The sequence below is a fragment of the Bradyrhizobium sp. FW305-F6 genome, assembly GCF_058782905.1.
Genome location: NZ_JBYSYD010000005.1, coordinates 203,148 through 221,074 on the forward strand (window position 1 = coordinate 203,148; position 17,927 = coordinate 221,074).

Below are 17,927 nucleotides of genomic sequence, written 5' to 3' on the forward strand. Positions count from 1 at the left end.
TCCGCTCCCTCGCAATCATATCCGCTTACCCGTCGCTCGCGCATCCCGGGCCCAAGGATAAGACGATCGGGCGTGCCTGGTTGTGACATCGGCCGCTACGCGTGGAAATGCTGCGTGGCATGTCACACCCCGACCTCTTGGCCCGTCATGGCTTCGAGCGCCGATCTCCGGCGTTCCGAACATAGAGACACGTCATGAGCGAGAACAAACGACTGGTCTGGGCCGAGGTGGCGCCGCAGGGCGCAAAGGCCCTCTTCGGCGTCCACCAGTACGTCACCACGGGCACCGACCTGCCGAACGAACTGATCCACCTCGTCTTACTCAGGGTTTCGCAGATCAACGGCTGCGCGCACTGCATCGACCTGCACACCCGGGACCTCCTGAAGACGATGCCGTTCGAGAAGGTCGCCCTCGTTCCGGTCTGGGCCGAGGTGCCCCATCTGTTTCCCGACAAGTATCGCGCTGCGCTGGCGTGGGCGGAGGAAGTCACGCTCGTCAGCGAGACGCACGCGTCCGACGAGGCCTATGCGGCCGCAAGCGCGGCTTTCGGGCCAAAGGATTTGGTGGACCTCACAATCACGATTGCGGCGATGAACGCGTTCAACCGGCTGGGGGCGCCCTTTCGGCTCCCGGTCAAGGCCCAAGCCTGATTTTTGGCTTTCCATCGTCTCGGAGCGGCCCCAGAGCCGTTCCGAGACACCGGGCGCGTGGTTCATCGGCCCCCTGGCGCCGCAGATGTGCTATGATCGCGTCCGCCGGGGATCTCAACGCGGAGCCTGTCATGCGCATCGCAGCCTTGCTGGTCGCCTTTATTGTTGCCTGTCATCATGCAGCGTTTGCCGGCGATGTCGCGGCAGCCCAAAGCGTCATTCGCGCCCAGGAGCAGGCTTTCGTTCGCGGCGATGCGGCGGCGGCCTATTCCTATGCCGCACCGGCGATCAAGGAAATCTTCCCCGCACCCGACATTTTCATGTCCATGGTGCAGAGCGGCTACGCGCCGGTCTATCGCCACAAGAGTTTCGAGTTCGGCGAGAGCAAGACCGATGGCGGCTGGATCGCCCAGCGCGTCCATATCATCGATGCCGATGGCGAGGCCTGGGAGGCGCTCTACACGCTCGAGCAGCAGGCGGACGGGAGCTACAAGATCACCGGCTGCTCGCTGCTGAAGGCGGGGCAGTCGGCTTAAGTCGCGAGGCCCGGGCCGGTCTTGACCGCGCCCATCCACGAGCGGATCAGCAGCAGCACGACGATGCTGATGTTCAACGCATTCCAGGCGACGCCGTTGGCGAAGGCCGCGGCATAGGAACCTGTGGCGTCGAAGATGACGCCGGACACCCAACCGCCGAAGGACATGCCGAACACGGACGCAAAGATCACGATGCCGACGCGGGTTGCGGCTTCGCTCGCCGGCATCGCCTCGCGCACGATGATGGCGTAGCTTGGCACGATGCCGCCCTGGAACAGGCCGAACATCGCCGAGATCAGATAGAGCGAGGTGAGGCTGTCGAAGAACAGATAGAATACCAGCGCAAAGCCCTGCGCCAGCGACCCGACCAGCAGCGTGGGAATTCCGCCGATCTTGTCGGCGAGGTAACCCGACCCAATCCGGCTGACGATGCCGCAGGCCATCATCAAGGACAGCATCTCTGCGCCACGCGCCACGCCATAGCCGAGATCGCCGCAATAGGCGACGATATGCACCTGGGGCATCGCCATCGCCACGCAACAGGCGATGGCGGCAATCGATAGCAGCACTGTCAGCGTGTTGGTCGAGAGCCTGAGATCGACTCGCGGCGGCGGTGCGTTGGCATGATCGTGGACCGTGTTGCTGCCCATCTGCGCGCGCAGGACCAGAACCAGCACCGTCATCAGGCCGACGCAGACGATGGCGATGCCGATATGGGTATAGCGCCAGCCGATCTCCTGCGTGCCCCAGTTCACGAGCGGCGGCCATATCGTGCCGGCGACATAATTGCCGCTGGCGACGATGGTCACGGCAAGTCCGCGATAGCGCTCGAACCAATGCGAGACCTCCGCCATCAGCGGCGCGAAGGTCGCGGACGTCCCGAGGCCGATGAGGAAATAAGCCGCCACGAACTGCCAGAGCTGGCCCGACAGGGCCGCGAGCACGTTGGCAACGCCGAGGAAGGCGATGCTGATCGCCATCGCCGGCACGATGCCGAACCGGTCGGTGATCTTGCCGGCAATCACGCCACCGAGCCCGAAGCCGAACATCATCAGCGTGAAGGCCAGCGACACCGCGCCCCGCGTGGCGCCGAACTCGGCCTGCACGATCGGAATCACGACCACGACCGCCCACATGCCGACGGCCCCGATCGACCCGATCAGGACCGCAATGACCAGCCGCATCCAGGCCTGACGCGAATCAGGGGTGAATGAATGAGGCGTCTGTCCTGGAGGATGGGGCGCGTGCACGGGCTGGAACATGGCCTGCCGGTCGCCGCAAGGTCAAGCAGCGTGCTGCGATGTTGGGCATGCGCGGTGCACTGCGGTAAGAAGGAGCTTGGCGAACGCGCGTTTTGCCACTAGTTTGCATCCCGCGTGTGCACCTTGGCCGCGCGGAGAGCATATCGGCGGAATGTTGCTGCGATTGACGCGACCGGTACGGATCAAGGTGGGACGGATCATCGCCCTCGCCTATCTGTTCTGCGTGCTCGCGCCGGCCGCAAGCCTTGCCTTTGGCAGCGCGCCGGCGCCGTGCCTCGGTAACGAGGCCGTGCTGGCTGATCTCGTTCCGGTGCATCACCAGATGTCCACGAGCCATGGCGACGCCGCGCATGAACATGCGGGAATCCACGCTGATCACCACGCCGCCGCACAGGACGCATCCGTTCCGCATCATCACGACGGCAAGGGCACGGTGGGCCCGTGCTGTGCGATGATGTGCGTCAGCGCGCTGCCGGCCGATCTGCCCAGCATCACCACACCGGCCCGGCCGATATCGACCTGTGCGCCCGAGATCGTGCCCAGCCTGCACAGCGCCGCACCGCCTCAGCACTACCGCCCCCCCATCGCCTGATCTGACACGACGGCGTCGGTTTCGATGCGCGCTTTTGCGCGTGCGAACCTGTGGTCTCCAGATCAGGAATTACGACATGCTTGCGCTTTCAAGGGCGAAACCTGCCGCATCCGCGGCGGGTGAACGGCACGCTCTCTCCACCTGGCCGCTGCTGGCTTTGGCTGCGGTGGCACTGTCCGGCTGCATGCCGGCAACGACGCATATGGCCAGCGCAGATCCCGCTGATCCCGCTGCGAAGGTTGCGCCCGTCGTCTATCGCTCGACCATCGCGCCCTACACCAGCCTGCGGCCTGCGACGCCGGCACCATGGCGTGGCCGCAACGAGGCGGTGACGCCGCAGCCGAAGCAAGAGCGGTAGGAGCGCGCCATGACACCCCATCTCGCGCGAGGCCTGCTCGTCATCGCCGCGCTCGGCATGTCCGGTTGCGCCGCGTTCTCGCCCGACGGCGGCATGACCGATGTCTCGGACCTGACGAGCCGGACCATCAACAAGGACGTCGCCTTCGTGCGCTCGGCCGAGGGCGCCGCCGCGGTCGACGCCCGCGTCCGCCAGTTGCTCTCGCGCACGCTCAGCGTCGACGCCGCCGTGCAGATCGCGCTGCTCAACAACAAGGGGCTGCAGGCCGCCTACAACGAGCTGGCGCTGGCGGAAACCGATCTGGTCGAGCAGAGCTTGCCGCCAAATCCCGTGTTCGCAGTCTCGCGCATCACCGGAAACGGCGCGAGCGAGATCGAGCGCCAGGTGGTCGGCGACATCCTCGCGCTCGCCACCCTACCGTTTCGCTCCGACATCGCCCGCGACCGTTTCCGCGGCGCCCAGTTGCGCGCGGCACTGGCAACGCTGCGGCTCGCCGCGGACGTGCGCCGTGCCTATATCCGCACCGTTGCCGCCAATGAGATGGTGGGACTGCTGACCGACGCGAAGGCGACGGCGGAATCGACCGCACAGCTCGCGCTCAAGCTCGGCGAGACCGGCTCGCTCAACAAGCTCGACCAGGCTCGCGAGCAGGTGTTCTATGCCGAGACCACCGCGGACCTCGCCACCGCGCGGCAGGCTGCTGCGAGCGCCCGCGAAAGGCTGGCGCGCCTCATGGGGCTATGGGACGAAGGTCTCGATTTCCGCTTGCCCGATCAACTGCCGCCGTTGCCGCGCCGGCCGCTGGCCCTGCCCACGATCGAGGTCGATGCGGTGACGCATCGCCTCGACCTGCAGATCGCGCGGCTCGAGCTGGCCGCGTTGGCGAAGGCGCTGAACCTCACCGAGGCGACGCGCGTCGTGACGCTGTTCGATCTCGCCGGCATCTCCCGCCGCACCAGGGATCCGGAGGGGCCGCCGTTCAGCGAGCGCGGCTTCGACGTCCAGTTCCAGATTCCGATCTTCGACGGCGGTGAGGTGCGCGTGCGCCAAGCCGCCGAGACCTACAATTTCGCCTTCAACCGCCTGACCGAGCGGGCCGTGAATGTGCGCTCCGAGGCGCGCGACGCCTATCGGATCTATCGCTCCACTTATGACATCGCCGGCCACTACCAGCGCGAGATCATCCCGCTGCGAAAGATCATCACCGAGGAGATGCAGCTGCGCTTCTCCAGCATGCAGGTCGACATCTTCGCGCTACTCACCGAGGCGCGGCAGCGTCTGGCGTCGCTGCGCGGCGCGATCGATGCCAGGCAGCGGTTCTTTCTCGCGCAGGCCGATCTGCAGACCGCCGTCAATGGTGGCTACGCGCCGGCGGCCGGCACCGACAATCCCACCACCATCGCCGCGGCAGCGCCGGCCGCCGGCGGCCATTGAGACGGAGGCCAGCATGTTTTCCCGCCGAGGATTTTTAGGCAGCGCCGCGCTTGCCGGCGCGTCGGCCATCAGCGGCCGCGTGCAGGCTGCTTCGATTCCGGAAGCCATCACCATGGACAAGGTGGTGATGCAGCCGCCGCTGCATCCCAGCAGCGGCCCGGACTATCGCCCCGTGGTCACGCTGAACGGCTGGTCGCTGCCGTTCCGCATGAACGGAGACTGGAAGGAATTCCATCTCGTCGCCGAGCCCGTGGTGCGCGAGTTCGCCGAGGGCATGAAGGTGAATTTGTGGGGCTACAACGGCCAATCGCCGGGCCCGACCATCGAAGCCGTCGAAGGCGACAAGCTCCGTATCTTCGTCACCAATCGCCTGCCCGAATACACCACCGTGCACTGGCACGGCATGATCATCCCGAGCGGCATGGACGGGGTGGGCGGATTGACCCAACCGCACATCCAGCCGGGCAAGACATTCGTCTACGAGTTCGAGATGAGGAAGAGCGGGACCTTCATGTACCACCCGCATTCCGACGAGATGGTGCAGATGGCGATGGGGATGATGGGCATGGTGGTCGTGCATCCGCGCGACCAGAGCTTCCGGCCCGTCGACCGCGACTTCGTCTTCGTGATGAGCACCTATCGCGTCGACCCCGGCACCTACTTGCCGCACGTCAACGAGATGACGGATTTCAACATGTGGACATGGAACGCGCGGGTGTTTCCCGGCATCGATCCGCTGCCGGTCAGGCTCGGCGACAGAGTGCGCGTGCGCATCGGCAATCTCAGCATGACCAACCATCCGATCCATCTGCATGGCCACAGCTTTGCAGTCACCTGCACCGACGGCGGCTGGATTCAGGAGAGTGCGCAGATCCCGGAGACGACCACCGACGTCCCGGTCGGCGCCGTCAGGGTGTTCGACGTGCTCGCCGACAATCCCGGCGACTGGGCGTTTCACTGCCACAAGTCGCATCACACCATGAACGCGATGGGACACGACGTGCGCAATCTCATCGGCGTGTCGCGCAAGGATCTCGCCAAGGCCGTCGGCAAGCTCGCGCCCGATGGCATGGCCATGGGCTCGACCGGCATGGCGATGGGCAACATGGAGATGCCCACCCCTGAAAACACGCTGCCGATGATGACGGGCACCGGCCAGTTCGGCCCGATCGAGATGGGCGGCATGTTCACCGTGATGAAGATCCGCGAGGACCTCGCGCGCGACGATTACCGCGATCCCGGTCCGTACAAATTCCCGCAAGGCACCGTCGCCTACGAAGTGGCCGCCCCCGCCGCGGAGCCGGCGCGGCAGAAATCCGGCAGTTGGCCGATGAAGCACAAGATGTGAGCGTTTCGATGAACCGCCAACCGGAGACCACGATGAAGACCACGATCAAGCTCGGCCTCGCGCTGGCTGCGCTTTCGGCCGCGCCGGCCCTCGCCCACGACAAGCACGCTCACCCGACCTTCTCGGCCGGCGAGCCTGGCGATCCCAAGAAGCCCGCACGCACCATCGAAATTCTGATGAACGAGATGGACTACACGCCTGCGAAGATCGAGGTGAAGCGCGGCGAGCAAATCCGCTTCGTGCTGCGCAATGTCGGCAAGGAGGACCACGAATTCCTGCTCGCCACCACGAAGGAGAATCTCGCGCATGCGGTGGAGATGAAGAAGCATCCGCACATGGAGCACGACGAGCCCAATGCGGCGCGGCTTGCGCCCAAAAAGACGGCCGAGATCCTCTGGAAGTTCAGCAAGCGGGGCACGTTCGAATATTCGTGCCTTATTCCCGACCACCGCGAGTACGGCATGGTCGGCCACGTCACCGTGAAGTAAGCATGGAGAAGCTCATGAACCGCACCATTCGTATCGCTGCCGCGCTGGCACTGACCATCGGCCTTGCGACCGGGACTGTCGCCGCCGAGGGCGCCGCGATCAGCGGCGAGGTCAGGAAGATCGACGAGGGCGCCGGCAAGATCACGCTCAGGCATGGGCCGGCGAAGAGTCTCGGCATGGAGGAGCCCATGACCATGGTGTACCGGGTCAAGGATCCCGCGATGCTGAAGCAGGTGAAGGTCGGCGACAAGGTGACCTTCGAGGCCGAGGAAGCCGCGTCGGGGTACACGGTGACCAGGATGCAGAAGGCGAAGTAGCGGCGGCCTCCCCCGAGCCGTCATTCCGGGGCGCGCGCAGCGCGAGCCCGGAATCCATTTCCCCACGCCATCTGCGGCCCGATGGATTCCGGGTTCGATGCTTCGCATCGCCCCGGAATGACGGCTGGGCTCCCAAACACCCCCGTTTCACCCCTACGCCCCCTCCTCCGTTAACCCTTTGCTAACCATACACCCGGCAAGAATTGCCGGGTGAAGTCGAGTGTCGTCGGCCGCGTAGAACGGGGGACTCCCTGTGGACGCAAGTGCGGTGCCTCACTTTCGGAACGGCGGCCCGTCGGCCGCCGCGCAGACGTCTGGGGCGCGCGCACGGCAGTCGCGCGGGGGAGCAGCTACCATGGTCGACGTCACGGCAGGACAGGGCGTAGGCAGCGCAAGACCCTCGATCCCCTCCCTGAACGACATCGTCACCGTCCTCAAGCGCGGCGACATCGCGCTGGCGCTCGGCGTTCTCACCATCCTGGTGGTGCTGATCCTGCCGTTGCCCGCGATCGTGCTGGACCTGTTCCTGGCGATCTCGATCACGCTCTCGATCCTGATCCTGATGACCTCGCTGTTCATCCAGGCGCCGCTGGAATTCTCGGCCTTTCCGACCGTCCTCTTGATCTCGACCATGCTGCGCCTGTCGCTCAACATGGCCTCGACCCGCCTGATCCTGTCGCACGGGCACGAGGGCACGGCTGCCGCCGGTCACGTCATCGAAGCCTTCGGCAACTTCGTGATGGGCGGCAATTTCGTCATCGGCATCATCGTCTTCGCCATCCTGATCATCGTCAATTTCGTCGTCATCACCAAGGGCTCGGGCCGTATCGCCGAAGTCGCCGCGCGCTTCCACCTCGACGCCATGCCCGGCAAGCAGATGGCGATCGACGCCGACCTCTCCGCCGGCCTGATCGACGAGAAAATCGCCAAGGAGCGGCGCAAGGAGCTGGAGGACGAGAGCGGCTTCTTCGGCGCAATGGACGGCGCCTCCAAATTCGTCCGGGGCGACGCCATCGCCGGCCTCCTGGTCGTCTTCATCAACGTCGTCGGCGGCATCATCATCGGCGTGGCGCAGCAGGGCATGTCCTTCGCCGACGCCGGCCGCACCTACACGCTGCTGACCGTCGGCGACGGCCTCGTCACCCAGGTGCCGGCGCTGATCGTCTCGACCGCGGCCGGCCTGCTCGTCTCCAAGGCCGGCGTCTCCGGCGCCGCCGACAAGGCGCTGATGAAGCAGTTCTCCGGCTACCCGCAGGCGCTCGCGATGTCCTCGGCGGTGATGCTGGTGCTGGCGGCGCTGCCGGGCATTCCGACCCTGCCGTTCCTGGCGCTTGGCCTCGGCGCCGGCGCGCTGGCCTGGAACTCGCGCAACCGCAACCGGGTGGCGGCCAAGGCCGAGGCAGCCGTTCACGCCGCGCCCGCTCCGGGAACGCCGGGTGCGCCGGGCGCCGCCGCGACCGAGGAGCCGATCTCGGCCGCGCTCAAGATCGACGACCTCAAGATCGAGCTCGGCTATGCGCTGCTGCCGCTGGTCAACGGCCCCGACGGCACCGACCGCCTCACCGAGCAGATCAAGGCGCTGCGCCGCTCGCTCGCGATCGAGATGGGCTTCGTGATGCCGGCGGTGCGCATCCTCGACAACGTCCAGCTCGAGGCCAACACCTACATCATCAAGATCAAGGAGGTCGACGCCGGCACCGGCAAGATCTGGCCGAACCAGTTCATGGTGATGGATCCCGGCGGCAGCCAGGTCCAGGTGCCCGGCATCCACACCACCGAGCCGACCTTCGGCCTGCCCGCGACGTGGGTCGACGCCAGCCTCAAGGAGGAGGCCTCGCTCAAGGGCTACACCGTCGTCGACGCCGCCACCGTGCTCTCGACCCACCTCACCGAGCTGCTCAAGGCCAACATGTCGGACCTGCTCTCCTACGGCGAGGTGCAGAAGCTGCTCAAGGAGCTGCCGAAGGAGCAGAGCGAGCTGGTCAAGGACATCGTCCCCGGACAGGTCACGGTCTCCGGCATCCAGCGCGTGCTGCAGCTGCTGCTGGCCGAGCGCATCTCGATCCGCGACCTCTCGACCATCCTCGAAGGCATCGCGGACTCGCTCGCCTTTTCGCGCAATCCGGCCACCATGGTCGAGCACGTCCGCGCGCGTCTGGCGCGGCAGATTTGCGCGCAGAACACCTCGTATGCCGGCTACCTGCCGCTGATCGCGCTGTCGGCGAAATGGGAGCAGGCCTTTGCCGAATCCATCATCGGCCAGGGCGAGGAGCGGAGCCTTGCGATGCAGCCCTCGAAACTGTCGGAATTCATGACTGCCGTGCGCGAGGCCTTCGAGCGCGCCGCGCGCGAAGGGGAGGCACCGGTGCTGGTCACCTCTGCGGCAATTCGTCCCTTCGTGCGGTCCCTGGTGGAACGGTTCCGGGCTCAGACGACCGTGTTGTCGCAGGCGGAAATCCACCCCAGGGCGAGGTTGAAAACGGTCGGAAGCATCTGATTTGCCTTAAGAAGCCGTGTGTTTTTCAGTCACAGGCAAATGGTTTTTGAGTTCCCGGCGCCGTGCAGGCTAAAGCTCAAAAACCATCCGAAAGGCACATTACAGCTTTGAAATAATTATAGAAACGAGCCATCAGCCCCCATTTCTGATCGCGACTTTTCACGTCCATTCACGCTCTTGTGATGGCCTCTTGGGAACGAATCCCCCCAATACTAGGTTGTTGGGCACCGGAAGCATGAACCTGCCTGAAACGGCCGGCGACTACTTCGGGTAGATGGCGGCAGGAGGCTTCCATGAACCACTCGATCTACAGTGCAGACCGCGCGACCCATCTGAAAATCGTGGTCGTCGCCCTCGTTGCCGGCATCGCGGTTGCGGGCCTCGGCATCACTGCACGCGCGACCAGCTCGGACGAAGGCCTCACCCAGACTGCACGCGTCATGAAGGCCGGCAAGCCGGTCACCATCACCAGCGCGAACACCTCGGTCGTTCGCTAGGAGACATGAGTTTCAGGAATTCACGCGGCTCTTTACCAGCCCCCCAAAGTCGCCACGTGGATATGTAGACGACCCCAACCCCAAGTCGACTACAGAAAGCGCCCGCCCCCCACGGGCGCTTTCTCATGTCTGGGGGTAGCTTCTCGTTGCGCGAGCACCTGCCGAACTCCCAGATGACGCTCTCGTGTCCCGGACGCGCTGCAACGCTCTTCGCGTTGCTGCGCAGAGCCGGGACCCAGCAAGCCGCGGCACGTGCTGATGCATGGGCCCCGGCTCTGCAGCGCACCGCTGAAGTAGCGCTGCGCTGCGTCCGGGGCACGATAGTTGGGTCATGGCGGATACTGTCTGCACGTCGTCATTAGCGATGCTCCAGTGTACATCCCAGCGGCGGTGGGTAAGGTGGGCAAAGGCGCATAGCGCCGTGCCCACGATCTCCTTCGATGAGCCACAGGGCGTGGGCACGCTTGCGCTTTGCCCACCCTACGAGATCGAGCTTGTGGCACGCAGCTCATGTCGCAGACACGCCTTCGCGGCCTCGCGGCGCATCTTGCCCGAGCTTTGTTTTGTCGCCTCACCCTCTGAAATGAAAGAGGGCGCAGGGAAGACCGGGAGCCCGCAGGCACCCGAGGTCCACTGTGCGAATCTGCGTGGTGAGAAGCTGCACAGCGGCATACAGGTGTAGCCAGGACATCCCGGCCTTCCCTGCGCAGTGGTTTGACGGCTTATGTCGTGCTCTCCCCGGGGAGCGATGCACTATTGCCCCCGTCGCCTTGCGGATGGCTGATGCGCGTGCCCGGTCGGGCCGCCACATCACCGCAACACTTGGCGCACAGACCCCGGGCGCCAGGACCACACGATTTTGCCGTACGCAAGCCGCACCCGTCGTTGGCGCGAGGTCTCCGCTCACGGTTGCCCGCCCTGCGAAGCCGTTCGCGCCGGTGTTGCTCACGTCCACCGCCGCCCGACCCGCGTTCGTGACGATCGCGATACGCCCCTCTTCCTTGGGCCGGGTTGCCGCAACACCTACGCCGTTTCCGAATTTCGGTAAAGTGGAATATTTTACACGGCGCGGGTTGACCGGGCGCTGGGTGTTTCGCCCGTCGGGCAACGCAAGGGCTTGTAGAGGGGTACCGGGATGACCAACAAAACCACCGTCGTCATCTGCCGTGCGGGCGGGTATCCAGCGCCCCGCGGCTTCTCCGTCCCAATTACTGTCTCTGGAATACTGGATCGTCCGCCTTCGCGGACGATGACACCGCATGCTCAGAGCTATCTTGCCCCGTATGTCGGCGGGGGCGCCTGCACGGTCGGCGCGGCGGCGGCGAACAATTCGTCCTTGCTGCCCGACAGCGGCGGATAGATGCGCTTGCGGTTGATGGTCTGCTTGGTCGACTTGGCGGCCTGACCGGTCGTCTTGACCTCGCGGTCCCACCCCTCGGTGTAGAGCGCACCCCAGGCGCCGAGATCGAGCACGGTGACGTACCAGTCGATCCGCAGCGGCAGCATCGGCAGGCCGACCAGATCGGCCACCACATTGTGGCCGGCGAAGCGGCCCATGGGACGGGCGAACTGGCAGGACATCACGGTCGGATGCAACCCGTCGATCAGGCTCGAGGCAACATCGCCGGCCGCGAACACGCCAGGCACATCCGCGAGGCGCATGAAGGGATAGACCGGCAGCCGCCCGAGGCGATCGCGCGCGCTGCCGAAACTCCCGGCCAGCCGGCTCGCACGCATCCCGGCGCACCAGATCACGGTCTGCGCCGCAATGAACTCGCCCGAGTCGAGGTACACGCCGGCCGCCTCGACCGAGGCGACCCGCACGCCAAGCCGGGTCTCGACCTGCAATGACGACAACGCCGTCTCGATGACGGGACGCGCATGCGCGCCGATGGTGACGCCGATCGCCGGATTGGGATCGACCAGGATGATGCGTCGGCCGCCGGTGATGCCGGCACGCGTGAGCCTGTCCGGCATCTCGGCCGCGACCTCGATGCCGGTAAACCCGGCGCCGACCACGACGACGGTCGAGCGCCCCGGCGATGCCTCGCTGCGTCCGAGCGAGAAGAGGTGATGCTCGAGGCGGAGCGCCGCGGCATAGGTGTCGACGTCGAAGGCGTGCGCGGCAAGTCCGGGAATATCGGGACGCATCACCTCGCTGCCGAGCGCCAGCACGAGGCGGTCGTAGCCCAGCCTCTCCTCGCCGCCGCTCGTGACCAGCGAGATCTCGCGCCGTACCGGATCGATCGCCTCGACCTCGCCGAGGCCATGATCGACACCGATCGGATCGAGCAATCGCGACAACGGCAGCGCGACCTCGCCGAGATCGGCCTCGTAGTTGCGTACGCGGATGTTGTGATAGGGGTTGCGGTCGATGAGACGGATCTCGATATCGCCGTCCGCGCCGATCTCCTCACGCTTGCGCGCAGCGCCGATGGCCGCCCACAGGCCTGCAAATCCGCCGCCGAGCACGATGATACGCGCCATGTCCGCCCGCCGCGCTTTCCGAAGCAAACCCGCGGTCTGCCCGCGCGGGCAGACTAGCTCAACAGGCGGCGCCGGCCAAATGCGGCAGCGCCCTACGCCTCGCGCAGTTCCGAGGGCGTCGCGCCGAAGCGCTTGCGGAAGGCGCGGTTGAAATAGGACAGGTCGGAAAAACCCGAGGAATGCGCGATATCGCTGATCTTCCGCGCCCTGGCGCGGGGATCGCCGAGCAGCTTGCGCGCATGGAGCAGGCGCTGCTCCAGCACGAATTCGGTGAAGGTGGTGCCGGCCTGCTCGAACAGCCGTTGCGCCTGGCGCGGGCTGAGGCCCGACCTGGCGGCGACCTCGGACAGGCAGAGATCGTTGCGGCCGAGAGCAGCCATCACGTCGGCGCGCATGAGATCCAGGCGGGCCGCCGCATGTCCCCGCCCGCGCGCAAGGCTTGCATGCTCGGCATCGGTGCCGAGCAGGAGGCCGACCAGATCGACCATGTGCTGCGCGGTGAGGCGCTGGCCGACCGCATCGAGATGCGGCGCGTGGTTGGCGGCGAGCGCGTGATAGCGAAAGATGGTCTCGGCGACGGCGCCGTCCGACAACACCTGCGAGAGCTTGTCCTCGGCGCGCGGACTGATGTCGAGCAGCGCGCGGCGCGGCATGCGGATGGTGGTGAAGCGGTCCTCCGCGGTGTGGCCGACGGTGCCGGTGGCGGCCATGTCGACGAGCACCATCTGCGCCGGCGCGAGCTCCACAGTGTGACCGTTCTGCCCGACGCGGACGAGCCCGGCATGGGCCGCGATCAGCATGAGATCGTCGCTGCCGTCGGAAAGGTGGCTTTGGCTGCGGGAATATTGCGCGGACGCGCCTTCGGCAATGCCGAGCGCGATGTTGTCGACGACGCTGATCTGGAGCCGGCAGTCGACGCTGTCGCCATGGCTCGGCCCGATATCGAGGCCGCATGGACCGACGGCCCGTTCGCGCCACTGCTCGAATGCCGCACCGTGCGGCAGCCCCGCATATTGGTGCCGGAAGATGCCTGGCGTTCTCGTTGCATCCATCTGATGTTCTCGCCCTTTCCGGCATCGCCGACTTCAAATTCCGGGGATTTGACGCCCGGGATCGGGCGGAGGTTCAAATCGGGGCCGGATTCGGGGGCATTTGTCGGGCTGCGACGCCGGGATGGACGGTGGCGACGCCGGACCCCGCATGAGCGGCTTGTCCGCCGAAGCTCGAGCGAAGGCGGAGGCCGACATGCGGGAAGCATCGCCCCGGATGTCGCTTCGCTCATCCGGGCTACGCGCCCTACTTCTGCGCGGGCGCCTGCGGCTGGGACGGCGGCACGGTCTCGATCAGCTTGCCGGAAAATATCGGCGCCGAGGTCGGCCGGCCGTCGGGTGAGCCGCCGGCCTGCTCGACGGTGACGGCATAGGTGGCGCCGTTGACGACGTCGGCATCGTAGGAGGCGAGCAGCGGGCGCGCGGTGAAATCGCCGGCGCCGATCACGCCGAGCGAGCGTGGCCGCGGCAGCTTGTCCGAGATCAGCCAGAGCTCGAAGCTCTTGCCGGGCTCCGGCGCCGCGCCGACCTTGCGCACGGTGAAATTCCGCGTCGCGCCGTCGACGGTGAGGATGAAGGCGGGGCCGCCGCCCTGGTCCTGCAGCAACGCGACATATTGCGCGGAGGCGGCGAGCGGCGCGGCCGGGGTCTTCACCTCGACGGTCTGGATGCGCGTTGGCGGACGCAAGGCGCCCGGCAGCGCCTCCGGCCTGAAGATCTGGAGCGACAGCGTCACGAGCAGTGCGGCGGCCAGCGCGCCGGCGACGGACGCGACGGCGCGCCAGCGCTTCACGCGGCTCTCGAGCCGGATCACGTTGCCGTTGTCGATCCCAGGTGCCGGCGGCGCACGAACGACGTCGAGATCGGGAGCGTGGACCTGCGGGATGAATTGCGGCGCGATGTCGGAGATGGCGTCGGGCTCGGGACGCGGCGGCTCGCCCTGCTCTGCGTCGGAATGCGGTGCCGGCGGCGCACTTTCATTCGAGGATACCACCGTCTCCGGCGAGGGCGGCTCCGACACCGGCGGCGGCGACGCCTCTGCGGCCGCGGGCGGCTCTTGCGCCACGGCGATGCGCGCGATCTCGGACCTGATGTTCTCCCACACGACCGGACGCGGCTCGACCGAGCCGACCATCTGATTGAGCGCGCCGAGCCGGTACGACCACGCCTGCACGATCGCGGCGAACGCCTCGTCCACCGCCATCATGGTCTCGACCTGCGCGCGCTCGTCGGCGTCGAGCGTGCCGAGCGCGTATTCAGCGGCGAGCGCGATATGGTCCTCCGTGTAGGCCATCACTCTCCTTCACCTCTCCCGAACGGAGAGGTCGATGCGCCCCGGAAGATGCGAAGCATCGTCCCGCGCAAATCGGGTGAGGGGTTCAGGTCCCATGAGCGTGCGCAATCCCTCACCCGGATCGCATCTTGCGATGCAATCCGACCTCTCCCTTCGGGAGAGGTGAGGCAAGAAGGCCGCGTTAGCATAGACACTCTCTCATCATCCTCTACAGCCCGAGGCACTCCCTGATCTCCAGCATGCTGCGCCTGAGCCACGTCTTCACCGTGTTGACGGGCGCGGCAAACTTCTCCGCCAATTGCTCGCGGCTCCAGCCGTTGTAATAGGCGAGCAGCACGAGCCTCTGACGGTCCGGCTCGAGCCGGCCGATGCATTCCAGGAGCCGCTTCAGCTCCTCGGTCATCTCGCGGCGCGCGAGCGGATCGGTGCTCTCGGCCGCGACCTCCATCGCCTGAGGCTCTTCCTCGATGGAGGCTTCCGACTTCTTGCGCACGATGTCGATCGCCCGGTTCCGCGCGATCGAGACCATCCACGTGATCGGCGAGGACAGCGCCGGATCGAACCGGCCGGCGCCGTTCCAGATCTTGACGTAGGCCTCCTGAATGACCTCCTCCGCGAGATCCTGTCGGCGCAAGATACGGAGCACGACGCCATAGAGTTTCGCGCGCGTGGCGGCGTAGAGGCGCTCGAACGCGGCCTGATCGCCCTTCGCCACCGCCTCGATCAACCCGACCAGCTCTGCTGGCGTCAGCATTCAGCCCCCCGACACGCGGCCTGCGGCTTCCCTTCACCTCTCCCCAGCGGGGAGAGGTCGATTTGCGCAGCAAATCGGGTGAGGGGGCGCAGGATTAACGGGCGACCGTCACCCCTCACCCGGCGCTCCGCGCCGACCTCTCCCAAGGGAGAGGTGGGCACCGCCGTCGCTGGCACAGCATTCATTTCCACCACCATAGCGCGCGGCAAAGCCGACCACCAAGGGGTGCGGCGCCACGTTGTGGACAGCAGATGCGAAAACCCGGACCTTGCGGGTCCGGGTTTCAGATTTTTCCGATGGTCTGGCGCGCGCGCGCCGGTCAGGCGACGGCGCCGATGCGGGCGCGCATCAGGCCGATGCTGTCGAGGTCGGCCTGCTCGCGGGCGTTTTCCTCGGCGCGCTCGCGGGCCTGGTCGCGCTCGTCGAGCAGCTCGACCTTCTTCAGCTCCTCGAAGGCCTCGGCCAGCGCGGCCTTGGCCTCGTCGAGCTGGCCCTTGAGCTCGTCGGCCGAGCGGGTCAGGTTCTCGCGGCGCTGGATCGCGGCCTTGGCGTAGGTTGGATAGGCGAAGTGCGAGGGATCGTTGATCCCGGCGCGCTCCTGCTCGGTATGGATCTCGCGTTCGAGATCGACCGACATGCGCTGGAAGTCGGCGATCATGGTCTCGATCTGGGTGACCCGGCGGCGCTTCTCGTCGACCTGAAACTTCTTCAGGCGGATCAGGGTATCTCGTGACTTCATCGACTCGTACTCCCCAGAAGTCCCCCCGCTGCACGTGGGACGACACCGGTCGCCCCACGGGCCCGACGGGGGCCCAGACCGGCTCTGCTACTTTGTGGGATCGGATGATGACCGGACAAAGTTAGCGTTCCGTTTCCAAATTGCCGAGGATTTGCGACAACTGGCGGTAGCCGTCGGCGAGCGAGGCATTCTCGTCCTTGCGCTGGCGCAGGAACGCCTCCAGCGGCTCGTGCAGGCGGATCGCCTCGTCGACCTCCGGGCTGGAACCGGCCCGGTAGGCGCCGAGCCGGATCAATTCCTCCATGTCGGCATAGGTGGCCATCACCGCCCGCGCCTTCTGGATCACCGGCCAGAACTGCGGATCGGCGGATTTCGGCATGGTGCGCGAGACGGATTTGAGGATGTTGATCGCGGGGTAGCGGCCGCGCTCGGCGATCGAGCGCTGCATCACGATGTGGCCGTCCAGGATGCCGCGGACCGCATCCGCGATCGGCTCGTTGTGGTCGTCGCCGTCGACCAGCACCGTGAAGATCGCGGTGATGGCACCCTCCCCCAGGCCCGGCCCGGCGCGCTCCAGCAGCTTCGGCAATTCGGTGAACACGGTCGGCGTGTAGCCCTTGGCGGTCGGCGGCTCGCCGGCGGAGAGGCCGATCTCGCGCTGGGCCATGGCAAAGCGCGTCACCGAATCCATCAGGCAGAGTACGTCCTTGTCCTCGTCGCGAAAATATTCGGCGACCGCGAGCGTCAGATAGGCCGCCTGCCGCCGCATCAGCGCCGGCTCGTCGGAGGTCGCGACCACCACGACCGAGCGCGCGAGGCCCTCCTCGCCGAGATCGTCCTGGAGGAATTCCTGCACCTCGCGGCCGCGTTCGCCGATCAGCCCGATGACGCTGACGGCGGCATCGACGTTGCGCGCCAGCATCGAGAGCAGCACCGACTTGCCGACGCCGGACCCTGCGAAGATGCCCATGCGCTGGCCGCGGCAGCAGGTGAGGAACGTGTTCATCGCGCGCACGCCGAGATCGAGCGGCGCGCCGACACGTTTGCGCGAATGCGCCGGCGGCGGCGTGTTGCGGAACGGCATCGGCGAGGAGCCCTGCGGCAGCGGCCCCTTGCCGTCGATCGGCTCGCCCAGCGCGTTGACGACGCGGCCGAGCCAGGCCGCCGAGGGCCGCACCTGATTGGCGGCATTGGCGATCACCGCCTTGCAGCCGCGCCGGACGCCGTCGAGGCCGGCGAACGGCATCACGACGGCGTTGTTGCCGGAAAAGCCGATCACCTCGCAGGGGATAGTCCGGTTGGCGCCGGTCTCGATCACGAGCCGCGCGCCCACGGACATCGCGTGGATCGGACCGGCCACCTCGACCATCAGGCCGCGCACGCCGACCACGCGGCCATAAATGTTGATGCCGTCGATGTCGCCGATCTGTTCGGCAAGAGCCTTCATCAGGGGGCCGCCCTCGTCATCCGGGACATCACGGAGAAACTCTTAAGTTTCGCCATATTTCTGAACGGCGCTTAACTTCGTGTTTACCCGCATCATTAATCATTGCGTCACTGTCTTTGAGACTGAGCGTGGCTCCCCTTCAGAAGAAGGCTGAGTCGCGGGAGTCGGTTAGTCCCGT

Annotated in this window: 17 protein-coding genes; 10 read left to right on the plus strand and 7 right to left on the minus strand. The window is 66.3% G+C overall.

Features of this window, described 5'->3' with window-relative positions; genetic code table 11:
* Positions 1 to 194: 194 nt before the first annotated feature.
* Positions 195 to 650: a carboxymuconolactone decarboxylase family protein gene (locus AC3WLX_RS29040; RefSeq protein WP_492338568.1), complete on the plus strand. Its 456-nt coding sequence runs from the start codon at positions 195 to 197 to the stop codon at positions 648 to 650.
* 131 nt (positions 651 to 781) lie between these two features.
* Complete coding sequence (locus AC3WLX_RS29045; protein WP_492338569.1) at positions 782 to 1,186, plus strand: DUF4864 domain-containing protein; 405 nt, start codon at positions 782 to 784, stop codon at positions 1,184 to 1,186.
* Here AC3WLX_RS29045 and AC3WLX_RS29050 read toward each other — a convergent pair.
* Positions 1,183 to 2,448 carry an MFS transporter gene (locus tag AC3WLX_RS29050; protein ID WP_492338570.1) on the minus strand — a complete coding sequence of 422 codons (1,266 nt, stop codon included), beginning with the start codon at positions 2,446 to 2,448 and terminating at the stop codon, positions 1,183 to 1,185. The two genes, AC3WLX_RS29045 and AC3WLX_RS29050, sit on opposite strands and share 4 nt — an antisense overlap.
* Before the next feature lie 151 nt (positions 2,449 to 2,599).
* Between AC3WLX_RS29050 and AC3WLX_RS29055 the strand changes: the two genes are divergently transcribed.
* The 8 genes from AC3WLX_RS29055 (at position 2,600) to AC3WLX_RS29090 (ending at position 9,979) form a co-directional block, all read left to right on the plus strand.
* Entirely contained in the window at positions 2,600 to 3,040 is a 441-nt protein-coding gene (locus AC3WLX_RS29055; protein ID WP_291625090.1) for a hypothetical protein, read from the plus strand.
* 76 nt (positions 3,041 to 3,116) lie between these two features.
* Positions 3,117 to 3,398 (plus strand): hypothetical protein, encoded by a 282-nt coding sequence (locus tag AC3WLX_RS29060; RefSeq protein ID WP_291625092.1) that lies wholly within the window; start codon positions 3,117 to 3,119, stop codon positions 3,396 to 3,398.
* A 9-nt stretch (positions 3,399 to 3,407) separates the two neighbouring features.
* Positions 3,408 to 4,832 (plus strand): TolC family protein, encoded by a 1,425-nt coding sequence (locus AC3WLX_RS29065; protein WP_492338571.1) that lies wholly within the window; start codon positions 3,408 to 3,410, stop codon positions 4,830 to 4,832.
* 13 nt (positions 4,833 to 4,845) lie between these two features.
* On the plus strand, positions 4,846 to 6,180 hold the full coding sequence (locus AC3WLX_RS29070; RefSeq protein ID WP_492338572.1) for a copper oxidase: 1,335 nt from the start codon (positions 4,846 to 4,848) through the stop codon (positions 6,178 to 6,180).
* 32 nt (positions 6,181 to 6,212) lie between these two features.
* Positions 6,213 to 6,668 (plus strand): cupredoxin domain-containing protein, encoded by a 456-nt coding sequence (locus AC3WLX_RS29075; protein WP_492338703.1) that lies wholly within the window; start codon positions 6,213 to 6,215, stop codon positions 6,666 to 6,668.
* Positions 6,669 to 6,682: 14 nt separating this feature from the next.
* Positions 6,683 to 6,985, plus strand: coding sequence for a copper-binding protein (locus tag AC3WLX_RS29080; RefSeq protein WP_291631942.1), 303 nt, complete (start codon positions 6,683 to 6,685; stop codon positions 6,983 to 6,985).
* A 355-nt stretch (positions 6,986 to 7,340) separates the two neighbouring features.
* Positions 7,341 to 9,482 carry a flagellar biosynthesis protein FlhA gene (flhA, locus tag AC3WLX_RS29085; protein WP_492338573.1) on the plus strand — a complete coding sequence of 714 codons (2,142 nt, stop codon included), beginning with the start codon at positions 7,341 to 7,343 and terminating at the stop codon, positions 9,480 to 9,482.
* Between the two features lie 293 nt (positions 9,483 to 9,775).
* Entirely contained in the window at positions 9,776 to 9,979 is a 204-nt protein-coding gene (locus AC3WLX_RS29090; protein WP_291631821.1) for a hypothetical protein, read from the plus strand.
* A 1,269-nt stretch (positions 9,980 to 11,248) separates the two neighbouring features.
* Here the strand turns inward: AC3WLX_RS29090 and AC3WLX_RS29095 are convergent.
* The 6 genes from AC3WLX_RS29095 to fliI form a co-directional block, all read right to left on the minus strand.
* Positions 11,249 to 12,466 (minus strand): NAD(P)/FAD-dependent oxidoreductase, encoded by a 1,218-nt coding sequence (locus AC3WLX_RS29095; RefSeq protein WP_492338574.1) that lies wholly within the window; start codon positions 12,464 to 12,466, stop codon positions 11,249 to 11,251.
* 92 nt (positions 12,467 to 12,558) lie between these two features.
* A complete protein-coding gene (locus AC3WLX_RS29100; RefSeq protein ID WP_291630576.1) occupies positions 12,559 to 13,518 on the minus strand; it encodes a helix-turn-helix transcriptional regulator in 960 nt (319 codons plus the stop codon).
* 244 nt (positions 13,519 to 13,762) lie between these two features.
* Positions 13,763 to 14,809 carry an anti-sigma factor gene (locus AC3WLX_RS29105; RefSeq protein ID WP_492338575.1) on the minus strand — a complete coding sequence of 349 codons (1,047 nt, stop codon included), beginning with the start codon at positions 14,807 to 14,809 and terminating at the stop codon, positions 13,763 to 13,765.
* 208 nt (positions 14,810 to 15,017) lie between these two features.
* Complete coding sequence (locus AC3WLX_RS29110) at positions 15,018 to 15,563, minus strand: sigma-70 family RNA polymerase sigma factor (protein ID WP_492338576.1); 546 nt, start codon at positions 15,561 to 15,563, stop codon at positions 15,018 to 15,020.
* Between the two features lie 319 nt (positions 15,564 to 15,882).
* The gene (gene fliJ / locus AC3WLX_RS29115) at positions 15,883 to 16,302 is read right to left on the minus strand and encodes a flagellar export protein FliJ (RefSeq protein ID WP_492338577.1); all 420 of its coding nucleotides are present in this window, start codon (positions 16,300 to 16,302) and stop codon (positions 15,883 to 15,885) included.
* A 121-nt stretch (positions 16,303 to 16,423) separates the two neighbouring features.
* Positions 16,424 to 17,749: a flagellar protein export ATPase FliI gene (gene fliI, locus AC3WLX_RS29120; protein WP_492338578.1), complete on the minus strand. Its 1,326-nt coding sequence runs from the start codon at positions 17,747 to 17,749 to the stop codon at positions 16,424 to 16,426.
* Between the last annotated feature and the right edge of the window lie 178 nt (positions 17,750 to 17,927).

What these genes read in the sequence shown, in the direction of transcription:
- AC3WLX_RS29105 (WP_492338575.1), bottom strand. Translation starts at nt 14,809, where the DNA reads ATGGCCTACACGGAGGACCATATCGCGCTCGCCGCTGAATACGCGCTC.
- AC3WLX_RS29065 (WP_492338571.1), top strand. Translation starts at nt 3,408, where the DNA reads ATGACACCCCATCTCGCGCGAGGCCTGCTCGTCATCGCCGCGCTCGGC.
- AC3WLX_RS29110 (WP_492338576.1), bottom strand. Translation starts at nt 15,563, where the DNA reads ATGCTGACGCCAGCAGAGCTGGTCGGGTTGATCGAGGCGGTGGCGAAG.
- AC3WLX_RS29095 (WP_492338574.1), bottom strand. Translation starts at nt 12,466, where the DNA reads ATGGCGCGTATCATCGTGCTCGGCGGCGGATTTGCAGGCCTGTGGGCG.
- AC3WLX_RS29060 (WP_291625092.1), top strand. Translation starts at nt 3,117, where the DNA reads ATGCTTGCGCTTTCAAGGGCGAAACCTGCCGCATCCGCGGCGGGTGAA.
- AC3WLX_RS29040 (WP_492338568.1), top strand. Translation starts at nt 195, where the DNA reads ATGAGCGAGAACAAACGACTGGTCTGGGCCGAGGTGGCGCCGCAGGGC.
- AC3WLX_RS29075 (WP_492338703.1), top strand. Translation starts at nt 6,213, where the DNA reads ATGAAGACCACGATCAAGCTCGGCCTCGCGCTGGCTGCGCTTTCGGCC.
- AC3WLX_RS29045 (WP_492338569.1), top strand. Translation starts at nt 782, where the DNA reads ATGCGCATCGCAGCCTTGCTGGTCGCCTTTATTGTTGCCTGTCATCAT.
- flhA (WP_492338573.1), top strand. Translation starts at nt 7,341, where the DNA reads ATGGTCGACGTCACGGCAGGACAGGGCGTAGGCAGCGCAAGACCCTCG.
- AC3WLX_RS29080 (WP_291631942.1), top strand. Translation starts at nt 6,683, where the DNA reads ATGAACCGCACCATTCGTATCGCTGCCGCGCTGGCACTGACCATCGGC.
- AC3WLX_RS29090 (WP_291631821.1), top strand. Translation starts at nt 9,776, where the DNA reads ATGAACCACTCGATCTACAGTGCAGACCGCGCGACCCATCTGAAAATC.
- AC3WLX_RS29070 (WP_492338572.1), top strand. Translation starts at nt 4,846, where the DNA reads ATGTTTTCCCGCCGAGGATTTTTAGGCAGCGCCGCGCTTGCCGGCGCG.
- AC3WLX_RS29050 (WP_492338570.1), bottom strand. Translation starts at nt 2,448, where the DNA reads ATGTTCCAGCCCGTGCACGCGCCCCATCCTCCAGGACAGACGCCTCAT.
- fliJ (WP_492338577.1), bottom strand. Translation starts at nt 16,302, where the DNA reads ATGAAGTCACGAGATACCCTGATCCGCCTGAAGAAGTTTCAGGTCGAC.
- AC3WLX_RS29055 (WP_291625090.1), top strand. Translation starts at nt 2,600, where the DNA reads ATGTTGCTGCGATTGACGCGACCGGTACGGATCAAGGTGGGACGGATC.
- fliI (WP_492338578.1), bottom strand. Translation starts at nt 17,749, where the DNA reads ATGAAGGCTCTTGCCGAACAGATCGGCGACATCGACGGCATCAACATT.
- AC3WLX_RS29100 (WP_291630576.1), bottom strand. Translation starts at nt 13,518, where the DNA reads ATGGATGCAACGAGAACGCCAGGCATCTTCCGGCACCAATATGCGGGG.